We start from the raw sequence: 12,567 nt of genomic DNA, 5'->3' as shown, positions 1-12,567 counted from the left end.
CACACCCACCACCCGGTGGACTGCGACATCAACTGAACACCGATCACGACAAACCGACTCTGAAACCGGGTGGTCGCGTTATCGGGGACTGGTCACTGGCCCGAGAGCCGCAGCCACCAGTTCTAGGTTCAGGCCGTACGGGATCACCAGACACCGAGTCGGTCGGCAGGGAACAACCTCCCACCGAAGCCGCGCGGAGTGAAGGCGGGCGGGATCTGGATACTGAAAGCACCGGCCGTTCCACTCATCCCCAAATGGCGACGAACACGGGCAGCGATCAAAGCACTTCACCCGAGCCCACGGCAAACACCACAATAACGCGAGCATCGGAGCAGCCGGAACCAACCGACGCCAATGGCGCCGGGATCAATCACCAGACCGCCCGGACCGGGCACACCAGCGCGCCACTCGCGCCGCCCGGCACTCGGCAGCTCGCAGATCTCAGCAACTATCCAAGGGTAGAGCGAGATAGTAATGGACTTATCACTTCGGTGGACGGCACAGGGGTCGGCGACTTCGTAAACGCGGTGGCTCTCGATCGCGCAGATCAGTTTCGGCAGGCAGCCGCGAGGAATCGCCCGACGCAGGGTGAATCACAGGCACGTGCACATAAGAGAGTCCTGCAGATGCAAAGAGAGGGAACGTACGTCAGCTCATCATCGCACGGACAAGTCTCCGCGGCTGTTCTGGACCGACGTACTGGTCTGATTTACGAAGGCGTCAATGGGGTCGAAGACGACGCAATCCCTTGGGCCGATCTCCATCCGACACTGCAAGAGAATATAAATAATATGATCGAGGCCGGAAGACGTAGTCACGACGGCGGATACCCGAATCTGGACCGTCGGGGGCTTCTCGAAGAAGGGGCACCTGTTCGCGCCCACCCCCACTTCGATAGACCGACGGGACACGCAGAGGTAAAGGCGTTGAACGAACTACTGTGGGCACGTGAAGCGATTAATGAAATCCGACTGCAACAACGACTGCCCGTGTATCCAACCGGCCCGGATGCACTGGAAGAATTCTATTCTCAGACTTACAAGCCATTTAGCAAGGGAAAACCACAACCGACACCTTATTGCGCGAACTGCAATTGGACCATGGGTGGTACGGTCAATTATCACGGTCGCTACACCGGGTTCCCACCCGATGACGAGAACCTCATCGATGTCCACAACACTCCCACAGGAGGATGATAGTGAAGCGTATCGACCTGGGTGGCATGGATTATGAAATCGGTGACGATCTTCGACTGGAATACAATGGAGAACCCTTCACCGGAGAGGCGGTGGAAACCGCTGGCGGAATGGTTATCGCACAAACATTCTACGTTGATGGAATACGCCATGGGACTATAAGGCAGTGGTGGGCAAACGGAAACCTCAGATCAGATGGTGAAGTATTCCATGGTACCCCGAGGGGGGTTCATAAAAAGTGGCACTTCAATGGCCAACTTGCCCAGGAAACCGAATTCTCGGAAGAGGGTGAGATTCTGTCGCGCCGCAGTTGGGATGAACTGGGAAATCCCGTTCCACCTCGCCGGCGCCCCAACGTGAGCGGCCGGTAGCGAAAGGCGTAAAAACAAGGATAAGCGCCCATGCCCCGAATACGACCCCCGTACCGAACCAGGGGACAAGTAGCCCAGTATCTGGCCCAGATCCGTCCGTCACCCCGGGAGTACTGGATCCACGAGATCGACAACGCCTGGGTATGCCACCCGATCCCCACCGACCAGGAACGCAACAGCAGCCGGCTGGTCGGGATGACCAGCCTGGTGGTCGACGCCGAGACGGGGATAGTGCTTCAGTACCCGAGCTGGTCACGGGAGATGATCGCGGAAGATTACACGACGGCGCGGCAAACCGGCCGACGCCCGAAAGCCCGCCAGATCTACCCACCGAAAACCCGAGTCACCCTGAGACTTACCAACGAGACCGCGGACCAGATCCAGTACCAGATCAGCGCAACCTCCGACACGAACAGGGAGAACTTCCACCTCCTCATCGACAAAACGACCCTGGACTACCAACCACCAGGGACGACGTCCGCGGTAGCCGTATCGTGGATCGACTGGAGCCGTACCCAGACCGGGACGTGGCCCCAGATCGGGGCAACCGAGTACTGAACCCCGAGGTTCGGCTAGATCAGCACAACACAACAGAATCCCGAACAACTGACGAACCCGCCGCGGCGCAGCAAGTATTGCCCGTACAAACTTCACCAACTGTCGATGACAACGATTTGACCAGCGAACCCCGGCCGACTTCGCATGGTCTAGCTGGAAGCGACTCCGAGCCGAACGCGACCGCAGAAACGGTTGAGCTCCCACGCGGCGAGGGCGATCCGTTGCCGCCCAGGGAAGAGATCCTGGCCGCTTTACGGTCGTACGGCATGACACCCATCGACATGTCTCGTTACGACTCCTCGGATGGCCACTACTACGCGCAGCGGGTGTTGGCCGGAGGACGTGCCGATGGAGAGACGGTTTTCGCCGGACACGGCGACCTCGTCCGGGACGCAGGAACCACAGTTGTTCCTGAGGGCACCTACATATCCTTCTATGTTTCCGACGGCGAACTGTTGCCCGGTTTGAATGGACTCGCAGTGGAAGCCTGAGTTTACCCAGAGAACTCCTTCGTAGAGACATTCGGTCCAGGCGACACCATTCCGAATTACACACTCAGACCACCGAAAGATCTGAGCATTATGGAAAGGTCAGCCACCGCCGAGGAAGCAGTTGCCCTGTCAGAACTGCTGCAACCGGGTATGGGTAACACCCATTGGGCGGCGTGTCGAGAATGGGCACTGTCATGAGCTATGATTATGCAGTGGACCATGAGCAGGGAGCGGAGAACCTCTCCGAACGATTCGACTACTCCGAGAAGCCCTGGTATTTGGACGAAATTTCACTCACATTAACTCACCCCGATCTCGATCCGGACAGAATCACAGATCTGATCGGCGTACCGCCATCGAGATTCGCCCGGCCAGGAACTGCAATCCAGACCACCGAGGGCGTCTGGACTGTCGACTTCCGTTGCCGCGCAGAATTGGACGACGAACTGATTGACATCTTGAAGAAAATTCAAGAGTACAGTCCGAGGATAGACCAATTGATTTCGTTCGGCGTTAAAGCACAAATATCGATCTACGGGGTCGTCCGAGATGGGTCCACACTGAGATTTTCGAACCAATCACTGGAAAAACTTGCAGCCATAAAGATACCGGTCGTCCTGATACTCAACGCAAATGACCGCTGACTACATCCGAGGAAAGGGGGAACTATGGCGAATGAGTGGGAATCCGCCGCCGCCATGCTCGTAATCACCAAGGACAACCTCGATTCATCAGAGGTCACGCGCCATCTCGGGATAGCACCTTCCGTCACCATCGAACCGCGCAATGACCGCAGCTTCAAAGATGGAGCAGGCATATGGTCGATCATCGTCGACCAGAGTGCCCATAAATCGACCCCCGGCCAGATCAAAATACTAGAGGACACGATCGAACCGATTCACTCACAACTTTCCGCGCTACGCGATAACGGGTACTCAGTTGAAGTCATCATTACCGGCCATGTCGAGCGCATCCATCAGATTCCGCTCGATGCAGCGACACGTCAATCCCTTTACCGTCTGGGGCTCCCCGTTTCATTTACGACGCGTCGCGCGCCGACTGACGAGGATGCGTTCTGGGCTGAATTAGGAATTTAATAGGCTCGGCGGACGACTAGGAGTCTGCCACCAAGACACGACCGGTCGACCAGAAGGAGATGCACATGAAGGTCCTCATCGTCCTCACCTCTCACGACCAACTGGGGAACACAGGCAAGAAGACCGGCTTCTGGCTGGAGGAACTCGCCGCGCCGTACCGGCGCTTCAAGGCGGCCGGCTACGACATCACCCTTGCGTCTCCGGCCGGTGGGCGGCCGCCGCTCGACCCGAAAAGCAATGAGCCCGGCTTCCAGACCGACGATACGCACTGGTTCGAGGCCGACGCGGAAGCGTCTGCGGCACTGGCCGATACCGTGCGGCTCGACTCGGTCTCGGCCGAGGACTTCGACACCGTTTTCTACCCCGGCGGACACGGCCCGCTGTGGGACCTCGCCGAGGACCCCAGCTCCCGGCGACTGATCGAAACCGCGCTGCGCTCGGGTAAGCCGGTCGCGCTGGTCTGCCACGCACCGGGCGTGCTGCGCCACGTCACCGACGAAAACGGCAGTCCGATCGTGGCGGGGCGAAACGTCACCGGTTTCACCAACACAGAGGAGGCCGCGGTCGAGCTGGTCGATGTCGTTCCATTCCTCGTCGAAGACGAGCTGCTCGCGCTCGGCGGAAACTACTCGAAGGGTGCCGACTGGGGTTCCTATGTAGTCGAGGACGGGCTACTGATCACGGGCCAGAATCCCGGCTCCTCGGCCGCGGCGGCCGACGCGCTGATAGCAAAACTCGCCGCATAAGTGCTTGTGTCGATCGCCCGATCGTTACCAAACCTCCGGTGACCGACGAGCCGATTCGCATCTCGTTCCATGCCCTTGCCGGCGTTCGCGGCGACGGCCCGTTCACGTAATGAGAGGGAGTTGCTCAATGCTGGATCAAGCCGCCGACCCCGATCGGAGGCACGTGGCCGGTTGGCGGAAGAGTCCGGGCGAACGTGAGGCCTATGTCGACGAGCGATGAGCGGCGTAGGTGGGTGACGTCAGGGATCGGTGTCCAGACCGATTCGGCGGTCTCGCCGTTGGGTTCGGGTCGCAGTTCGCCGCCGACGATGCGGACGCCGTAGAAAATTCCCACGTTCTGATGTTCGGTCCCGGCACGGGCGACGGCGGCGGGGATAACTCTCGAATCGACGCCGAGCAGGCGTTCGACGATGCCGTGGCAGCCGGTTTCCTCGGTGAGTTCCCTTGTCACCGCGTCGAATGGATCCTCGCCATGCTCGACTCGGCCACCCGGAAGAGTCCAAGTGGACTCGCCGCCGCGGGACCTATGGCAGGCCAGCAGCACCCGACCGCCGGTGACGCACACGGCGTACGCGGCCAGCCGGAAACTCATACCCGGAAACTACTATCGCGCGCACCGCGGGGTGAGCTGCGCCAGCGCCTTGCCGATCCGCGGTTCTTCCGCTGCGGTCACGGGACCCGGGACAACTCCGGTGTGGTGTGGGCCCGGCGGCTATGCACATAGTTGGCCGAGAGTGCGGCGAAAACTATTGCGCAGCCACACACGCCGAGGGCGAGGGCCAGGGTGATGCCGGTATCCGTGGGATGCCGGTCCGAGCCCAGATGTGCGGCGAGCACCGCGCCGGAGGCGGCGCTGCCGAAGGCGCCGCCGACCGTGCGTAGAACCTGGTTGAAGCTGACGGCGCTGCCGAGTTCGGTGTCGGCGACCCGCCTGGCGATCAGTGCGGGCATGGCGGCGTAGGTCGTTCCGATACCCAGCCCGAACAGCAGCATGCCGACCAGGATTTCCCACAGTTGATCGTGGACCAGCCAGAGCAGGACGGCCGATGCGGTCATCACCCCGGCGCCCAGTGGGAGCAGGGTGGTCAGCTGGATTCGGTGCGAGACTGCACGGACCGCCCGGTTGGCGCCGAGGCTTCCGATGGACAGCGGGAGCATCACGAAGCCCGCCCAGAACACGGGAAGCGCTATTCCGTAGCCGGTGGTGGCCGGAGCTTGCGCGATGAGACTGCTGACGGACAGTCCGATGTACATTGCGGCGCCGAGCCCGATCGCGGTGCCGTTGGCGAGTACGACGTCGCGGTGGCGGAAGACCCGCAGATCGATGAGCGGGGTGTCGGTACGCAGCTCGACGAGCACCCACGCCCACAGCAGTACCGCCGCGGCGAAGACGAAACCGAGGGTTTTCGCCGAGATCCACTCCCAATTCGGCCCCTCGCTGATTGCGATGAGCAGCGCGGTGAGCCCCAGACCGAGCAGTGCGGCACCCGGTGCGTCGAACCGAGTGCGGGGGGCTTGTTCATCCGGTCCGTCCGGGATCACCTGCCACACCACGATCACCGCACTCACCAGGAAAATGGCGGCGAAGGCGAAGGCGACGCGAAAACCGGCCTCATCGGCGAGGATGCCGGTGAGCGGATAGCCGATACCGAGACCGGTCGAGGCGGTCACCGACAGGCTGGAAAGCCCCGGCCGGATCTGTTCCTCCGGGAGGTAGCGGCGGGCGAGCGCGATCGTCATCGGCACGATGCCGTAGGACAGGCCCTGCAGCGCGCGCCCGACCAGGAATACGGCGAAGTTCGGGGCGCATGCGGCCAGGACCGACCCGGCGAGAATGATGGCGAGCGACCCCAGCAGCAGACGTTTCTTGTGCGGGCCGTCGCTCAATCGGCCCATGATCGGGGTGGCCACGGCGCCGACCAGCAGGTTCACGGTGAGCATCCATTGCGCGGCACTGACCGATACCGACATTTCCTGAGACAGCGTCGGAACCAGCAGCATGCCCAGCGAACTGACGACCGCGGTGGTCAAGGCTGTGTAGACGAGCGCGGGCAGCAGCGCCGGCCGTAACTGCGGCTTACGCACCGGGCATATCCGAGGTCAGTTTGCGTAGCAGCGGGACTACGGATTCCAGCAGTTCTCGTTCGTCGGCCGTCAACCGTTCGGTCACCGCCTGCTCCAGCCAGGTGTTGCCCGTCGAACGCTCCCGGGCCAGCCGCTCCCGGCCGGCTTCGGTGAGGTCGATCCATACCCGGCGGCGGTCCTGGTCGTCGGGTGTCCGGGTGATGAGACCGAGGCCCTCCAGTTCCCGCACCGCGGTCGCGATGGCCTGCGGGCTGATCTTCTCGACCGATGCGAGCGTGGACGAGGTGGCGGCGCCGTGTTCCGCGAGATAGACCAGCACACCCAGCTTTCCGGTGGAGAGGGTCTTGTGGACGTTCAGCTGCCTCCACAGCGGTCGCAGGGCTTCACGCAATGCCAGGGCGAGCGTTGTTTCGTTCGTGACCACGCCCAATAATATACAACTAGGTTGATCAACTTGGTTTACTGGTCTGGTGGAGCGGACTACGGCGCTGCCGGGCAAGACTTCATCACCGCCGGCCGGCGCCCCGCGATCGGCCGCATACCGCCGTCGTCAAGGCTCACCCTGCTGCCTCCTCGTTCACTCGCCGGGCGTATCGAGCGATCAATTCCCCACTCGCCTCGACCGCGGCGCGGGCCCGTTCCGGACGCACCAGCCAGGTCCGCATCGGGAACGCCGGTTCCACCAGCTCCACCCACGGCCAGCCCGGTAGCAACCGGTGCGCACTGGCCTCGCTGAGCAGCACCGCATGCGAACCGGTGGCTTCGGCGCAGGCCAGAGCGTTTTCGACGAAGGACGCGAACTGCCAGATCGGTGCGATACCGGCCTCGTAGGCGGCCGAGATCAGCCGGTCGTGTTCGGCGGGGATCTGTTCGCGGGCGTGGGCGAGGACGCGGAGATCGTCGAGTTCGACCAGCGGGCAGGTAGCCCGTTCGGCGAGCGGATGGTTCGGCCGGACCGCGAGACCGAACGGCTTCTCGAAAAGTCTGGCCGAGTGCAGGTTCGACGGTGGATGCTGGTGCACGATCCCGATATCGAGGCGGCCTTCCTGCACCGAACGCAACTGGGCACTGCTGTTCGCATCGGTGAAATCGATACGGATATCGGGGGTTTCGTCGCGGAAGGCGTGGATGAGTCCGGTGAGCCAATCGGCCGGGAGGCCCGGCGGCAGGCCGATGGAGATCAGTTCGCGGGCGGCGGAGGCGGAGCGGGCGACGTCACGGGTGGTGGCGGCCAGCCCGAGCAGATGGGCCGCGTGCTGGTAGAGGGCGGCGCCGGCGGGAGTCGGTTCCACTCCGCGCGGGATACGGTCCAGCAGGTCGATACCGCATTCGCGTTCGAGTTCTCTGATCTGCCGGGTGAGCGCCGGCTGCGACATCACCAGGCGTTGCGCCGCACGAGAGATCGAGCGTTCTTCGACCACTGCCACGAAATATCTCAGATGCCGTAACTCCACCGGGTCAGGATGCCATACCTGTCAGGTATACCTGGTCGCCGAAATGGGCATTGGACGTGAGCCGAAGGTATCCCTCATGGTGTGACTCAGTCCACAGGTGTTTCCCGGCCGGCCGCCGGGAAGGGATAGGAGCCCAACGGTGACGCTCACAGAGCATGTCGATGTCGTAGTTGTCGGAGGTGGCGCCGGCGGGATCGCGGCGGCGGTCGGGGCCGCGCGCAGCGGGGCGCGGGTCCGGCTGATCGAGCGGTACCCGTTCCTGGGCGGCGCGGCGACGAACAGTTCGGTGCTCACCTTCTGCGGTTTCTTCGACCAGACCCACGAAACCGTCGTCGCCGGTGTGGGCGGCGAGGTCCTGGACCGCCTGCGTGCTCGCGGGGTGTACGCGGAGAAGGTCATGGGCTGGACCGGTAACCGGATCGTGCTGCTGGACGCCGAGACCACGAAGATCGTCTGCGACGAGATCGTCGCCGATGCGGGGGTGGAGACCCGGCTGCATTCCACCCTGATCGGGGCGACCCGGCGCGACGGGGTGATCACCGAGGTCGAACTCGCCCACCGCGGCGGCACCGAACGGCTCACGGCCGATGCCTTCATCGATGCCAGCGGTGACGGTGCGTTGCTGGCGCTCGCCGGGGCGGCGGTGCGCACGGTGGACCTCGCCGACCGGCAGACGAACACTCTCGCCTGCCGCTTCGGCGGAGTCGCCGAGGACGCCGATCTCTCGACCGACGGTATGCGCGCCGCGGTGGCCGCCTACAACCAGGAAACGGGTGCCGAGCTGCCACGCGACCACGGGATCGCCGTGCGGCTGCCGGTCACCGGTGAGGTGATGGCGCTGCTGGTCGACGAACATTTCGACACCCTCGACGCCGAGCAGAGCAGTGCCGCGGAAGCCGGTGCCCGGGCACAGTCCTGGCGCTATCTCGACGCCATGCGCAAGGGAATGGCCGGATGGCAGCAGGCCTACCTGGTCACCTCCGGCCCGCAGATCGGCATCCGGGAGAGCCGGCGATTGGTCGGCAAAACCATGATCACCGCCGACGATGTGCGGCGGGCCCGCAAACGTCCCGACGAATCCATCGGACGCTGCGGCTGGCCGATCGAGGATCACGCCGGGCCGGGGGTGACCCACTACGAGGAGATCGATGGCGGGCGCTGGTACGACGTCCCCTACGATGCCATCCGGTGCGCCGACACCGGCAATGTGTGGGGTGTCGGCCGGTTGACCAGCTCGGACGACGAGGCGTTCGCCTCGGTACGGGTGATGGGCACCGCCTTCGCCACCGGACACGCCGCGGGTATCGCCGCCGCGCAGTACAGCGAGGGCCGGCGCCACGATCTGCCCGGTATCCGCCGCGCCCTGCTCGCCCAGGGGGCGATCGTATGAGCGGGCCGCACTGGACACCCCACCCACTGCCGTCATCGCGCGAATCGGAGCACACCGCATGAGCAAGTCAGGCCCGGAGGCGGCCGCGCCGCGTAACCACGGAGGGCGCCCTGGACTCGGCACGAGCGTCCGGCACTCCTCCGCCTACCGGTGGGTCGTCCTCACGATGTGCTGGGCCGCGTTCACCATGACCTCGGTCGACCGGTCGACCTGGGGTCCGGCCTCGGCCTCGGTCAGCGATTCCCTCGCCGTGCCGATCGCCGCCATCGGTATCTTCGCGACCTGCTACTACATCGGTTACGTGGCCTCCAACGCCTTCGGCGGCTTCCTCACCGACTGGCTGGGCGGACGGATGATCCTCTCGCTCACCGGACTGGTCGCGGGCTCGTTCATGATCGTTTTCGGCACCATCGAATCGATCACCGCGGGCTTGATCGTGCAGGGCGTCGTCGGATTGTTCGCCGGCGCCGACTACGCGGGCGGGCTCAAACTCATCGCGACCTGGTTCACGCCCGCGCAGCGAGGGTTCGCGATGGGCGTGTTCATGACCGCGACCTCGCTCGGCACGGTCATCGCCAACGCCGTCGTCCCCCGGCTGATCGAAGCTTCGGGATGGCGCGAGTCGTATCACGTGTTCGGCATCGTCACCGTCGTCATCAGCGTCCTGTGTTTCGTGCTGCTGCGCGATCGGCCGCAGGGAGTCACCGAGCGGGAGACACCACAGAAATCCCGTGCCGCCGCGCTACCGGATCTGCGCCCGCTGCTGCGCAACCGCGATCTGCTCCTGCTCGCCGTCACGGGATTCGGCGGACTGTGGGGTACCTACGGCTTCGTGACCTGGTCGAATACGCTAATGGTCAAGGCCAACGGTATCGATCCCGTCGACGCCGGGACGGTTCTGGTGATCTTCGCCGGGGTCGCCGTCGTGGCGAAACCCATGGTCGGATGGATCACCGATCGACTCCGGCTGGGCCAGAAACTACCGATCATCGCGATCCTGGTCGTCTTCGGCGGCACCCTGCTCACCTTCGGATCGCTGTCGAGCCTCACCCAGTTCCTCTGGTGCGCGCCACTGCTGGGACTGGGCGCTTATGCCTACTCACCGCTCACCGCCGCGCTGACCCCGGCCCTGGCCGGACGTGACCTGGTCGGTTCCGCGGCGGGGGGCGTCAATGCGATCTGGCAGCTCGGCAGTGTGGTGGTGCCCGCGGTGGTCGGTTTCGTCTTCCACGCCACCGGCTCGTTCTACGCGGCGTTCATCGTGCTGGCGATCGGACCGTTCGCCGGTGCGGCCACCTGTTGTTTCATTCGATCCGATAGGCCCCGGGCCACCGGCGACGGGTCCACCGGGCGTACCGGAAGCCCGGGCCCGGCCGATCACAAGATCACCGTATAGCGGCAGACGAGCAAGGGCCGACCTCGCCGCCGATCACCGGCGACGAGGTCGATCCGCGTGGTCGTCCGAGTCTGCACTGCTGCGAGCCGAGCAGCGCCGGCTGTGTACAGAGAATTATGGTTCGCCAACCGTCCAGGAGTCGGCGACCGGACAGCAGCGCCGGCGCTGGGCCGAGTATGACGGCCGGGAGCCGCGGAACCCGCCGTTACGCGTGCTCGACCTGTTTGCGCTCGGCCGAGCGGGTCCGGCGCGGGAGGCTGACCAGCACGACGACCGCCATCACAAGAAGTACGGCCGCCCCGGCCGTGGTCGCCACGTGCATACCGTCGACGAACGATTCGCGCGCCGCATGCACCAGCGCCGGATCGTCCCCGGCGAATTGGATGGTCTCGCCGATGGTCGGAGCGAAATCGCCGCCGGAGCTGAAGATCACCGCCGCCAGCGATCCGAGCAGCGCCAGCCCGAGGGCGTTACCGAGTTCGAAACTGGTTTCCGAGATTCCCACCGCAGAACCCGCCCGCTCCGGCGGCACCGAGGAGACGGCCACTTCCGAGACCAGCGTGAACACGATCCCGTAGCCGACACCGGCGATCGCCGAACCCGCCACATACCAGCCGACTCCGCCGTCCACGCCGATACCGAGCAGCATCAGGTTGCCGACCGCGGCGGCCACGAGCGCCGAGGCGAACGCGCCCCGGCCACCCAGCCATTGCGCCACCCGCGATCCCGTCATCGAGAACACGAACACCGTCACCGCCATCGGGATACCGAGCAGCGCGGCGGCCAGCGGGTCGCGGCCGGTGACCGACTGCAGGTAGACGCTGGCCAGATAGCTCAGCCCCGCCAGCGACATCATTCCGGCCAGGCTGGACCCGATCGCGACCGAGAACGGCCCGTTCCCGAACAGCCGCAGATCCAGTAGCGGTTCACTGATGCGCCGCTGCCGGCGCACGAAGAGGGTCAGGAGTGCACCGCCGATCACCGCCGATATCAAGGCCACCGAGTCGATACCGAATTCGGCGGCGTGCTTGACCGCATACACCAGCGGCAGGATGCCGCCGATGGACAGTGCCACGCTCGGCAGGTCCAGCGGGCCCAGTGCGGTCGCCCGGTGTTCCGGGAGCAGGATCCGCCCGAAGACGAGCAGCACCAGCAGCACCGGGACGTTGATCAGGAATACCGATCCCCACCAGAAGTGGTGCAGCAGCACCCCGCCGATGATCGGGCCGACCGCCGAACCGCCCGCGAAGAATGCCGTCCATACGCCGATCGCGGTGGCGCGCTGCCGCGCGTCCGGGAACAGGGTGGTGATCAGCGACAGGCTGGACGGCAGCAGGGTGGCGCCGCCGATACCCATCAGGGCCCGCGCAGCGATCAGTACCTCGGCGCTGGGCGCGAACGCCGCGAGTACCGAGGCGATACCGAACATCATCGCGCCCCCGAGCAGGATGCGCCGCCGCCCGATCCGGTCGCCCAGGTTGCCCATGGTGATGAGCAGGCCGGCGATGAGGAATCCGTAGATATCGAGGATCCACAGCTGCTGGGCGGCCGACGGGTCCAGGTCGACGGTCAGTGTCGGCAGTGTCAGGAACAGTACGGACATATCCATCGACACCAGCAGCACCGGCAGCACCAGGACCGCCAAACCGAGCCAGGCGCGCCGCGAGCCGCCCGCCTCCCGCGTGGCGTGCGCTGCCTCCACGTTCGTCATCCACCATTCCCTTCCCTGTCGCGTACGGCGTACGCATGATCCGGGGTACAGTGTACGCATGTCAGTTCCGCG

General features: G+C 64.5%; 13 protein-coding genes and 1 pseudogene. 9 read left to right on the top strand and 5 right to left on the bottom strand.

The window, feature by feature from the left end:
• The first annotated feature begins 926 nt into the window (after positions 1-926).
• The 7 genes and pseudogenes from ACFWPH_RS30875 (at position 927) to ACFWPH_RS30845 (ending at position 4,459) form a co-directional block, all read left to right on the top strand.
• On the top strand, positions 927-1,196 hold the full coding sequence (locus tag ACFWPH_RS30875) for a hypothetical protein (RefSeq protein WP_378755737.1): 270 nt from the start codon (positions 927-929) through the stop codon (positions 1,194-1,196).
• Between the two features lie 2 nt (positions 1,197-1,198).
• A complete protein-coding gene (locus tag ACFWPH_RS30870; RefSeq protein WP_378755736.1) occupies positions 1,199-1,567 on the top strand; it encodes a toxin-antitoxin system YwqK family antitoxin in 369 nt (122 codons plus the stop codon).
• A 30-nt stretch (positions 1,568-1,597) separates the two neighbouring features.
• Positions 1,598-2,125: a hypothetical protein gene (locus ACFWPH_RS30865; protein ID WP_378755735.1), complete on the top strand. Its 528-nt coding sequence runs from the start codon at positions 1,598-1,600 to the stop codon at positions 2,123-2,125.
• A 266-nt stretch (positions 2,126-2,391) separates the two neighbouring features.
• Positions 2,392-2,814, top strand: a pseudogene (locus ACFWPH_RS30860) (putative adhesin).
• Between the two features lie 14 nt (positions 2,815-2,828).
• Complete coding sequence (locus ACFWPH_RS30855) at positions 2,829-3,260, top strand: DUF4279 domain-containing protein (protein WP_378755733.1); 432 nt, start codon at positions 2,829-2,831, stop codon at positions 3,258-3,260.
• A 24-nt stretch (positions 3,261-3,284) separates the two neighbouring features.
• Positions 3,285-3,713 (top strand): DUF4279 domain-containing protein, encoded by a 429-nt coding sequence (locus ACFWPH_RS30850; RefSeq protein ID WP_378755731.1) that lies wholly within the window; start codon positions 3,285-3,287, stop codon positions 3,711-3,713.
• 65 nt (positions 3,714-3,778) lie between these two features.
• Entirely contained in the window at positions 3,779-4,459 is a 681-nt protein-coding gene (locus ACFWPH_RS30845; RefSeq protein ID WP_378755729.1) for a type 1 glutamine amidotransferase domain-containing protein, read from the top strand.
• A 124-nt stretch (positions 4,460-4,583) separates the two neighbouring features.
• On the opposite strand, the gene ACFWPH_RS30840 is transcribed toward ACFWPH_RS30845, so the two are convergent.
• The 4 genes from ACFWPH_RS30840 to ACFWPH_RS30825 form a co-directional block, all read right to left on the bottom strand.
• On the bottom strand, positions 4,584-5,051 hold the full coding sequence (locus ACFWPH_RS30840; RefSeq protein WP_378755727.1) for an NUDIX hydrolase: 468 nt from the start codon (positions 5,049-5,051) through the stop codon (positions 4,584-4,586).
• 77 nt (positions 5,052-5,128) lie between these two features.
• A complete protein-coding gene (locus tag ACFWPH_RS30835) occupies positions 5,129-6,553 on the bottom strand; it encodes an MFS transporter (protein ID WP_378755747.1) in 1,425 nt (474 codons plus the stop codon).
• Positions 6,537-6,968, bottom strand: a complete 432-nt coding sequence (locus ACFWPH_RS30830; RefSeq protein WP_378755726.1) for a MarR family winged helix-turn-helix transcriptional regulator — start codon at positions 6,966-6,968, stop codon at positions 6,537-6,539. The genes ACFWPH_RS30835 and ACFWPH_RS30830 overlap by 17 nt, the downstream gene beginning before the upstream one ends.
• A 133-nt stretch (positions 6,969-7,101) precedes the next feature.
• Positions 7,102-7,998 (bottom strand): LysR family transcriptional regulator, encoded by an 897-nt coding sequence (locus ACFWPH_RS30825; RefSeq protein WP_378755725.1) that lies wholly within the window; start codon positions 7,996-7,998, stop codon positions 7,102-7,104.
• 139 nt (positions 7,999-8,137) lie between these two features.
• Here ACFWPH_RS30825 and ACFWPH_RS30820 point away from each other — a divergent pair, with 139 nt between their 5' ends.
• Entirely contained in the window at positions 8,138-9,388 is a 1,251-nt protein-coding gene (locus ACFWPH_RS30820) for an FAD-dependent oxidoreductase (protein ID WP_378755723.1), read from the top strand.
• Between the two features lie 58 nt (positions 9,389-9,446).
• Positions 9,447-10,784: an MFS transporter gene (locus ACFWPH_RS30815; RefSeq protein ID WP_378755722.1), complete on the top strand. Its 1,338-nt coding sequence runs from the start codon at positions 9,447-9,449 to the stop codon at positions 10,782-10,784.
• A 205-nt stretch (positions 10,785-10,989) separates the two neighbouring features.
• Here the strand turns inward: ACFWPH_RS30815 and ACFWPH_RS30810 are convergent, their stop codons facing one another.
• A complete protein-coding gene (locus tag ACFWPH_RS30810; RefSeq protein ID WP_378755721.1) occupies positions 10,990-12,495 on the bottom strand; it encodes an MFS transporter in 1,506 nt (501 codons plus the stop codon).
• Positions 12,496-12,567 lie beyond the last annotated feature (72 nt).

It is taken from the genome of Nocardia sp. NPDC058499, from assembly GCF_042719915.1.
Classification (GTDB): Bacteria; Actinomycetota; Actinomycetes; order Mycobacteriales; family Mycobacteriaceae; genus Nocardia.
This window is presented reverse-complemented; position numbering and strand designations above follow the sequence as displayed.

Bases quoted from the DNA above. Each gene is read 5' to 3' on its own strand.
- ACFWPH_RS30865 (WP_378755735.1), top strand. From the start codon at position 1,598: ATGCCCCGAATACGACCCCCGTACCGAACCAGGGGACAAGTAGCCCAG.
- ACFWPH_RS30850 (WP_378755731.1), top strand. From the start codon at position 3,285: ATGGCGAATGAGTGGGAATCCGCCGCCGCCATGCTCGTAATCACCAAG.
- ACFWPH_RS30845 (WP_378755729.1), top strand. From the start codon at position 3,779: ATGAAGGTCCTCATCGTCCTCACCTCTCACGACCAACTGGGGAACACA.
- ACFWPH_RS30840 (WP_378755727.1), bottom strand. From the start codon at position 5,051: ATGAGTTTCCGGCTGGCCGCGTACGCCGTGTGCGTCACCGGCGGTCGG.
- ACFWPH_RS30815 (WP_378755722.1), top strand. From the start codon at position 9,447: ATGAGCAAGTCAGGCCCGGAGGCGGCCGCGCCGCGTAACCACGGAGGG.
- ACFWPH_RS30810 (WP_378755721.1), bottom strand. From the start codon at position 12,495: ATGACGAACGTGGAGGCAGCGCACGCCACGCGGGAGGCGGGCGGCTCG.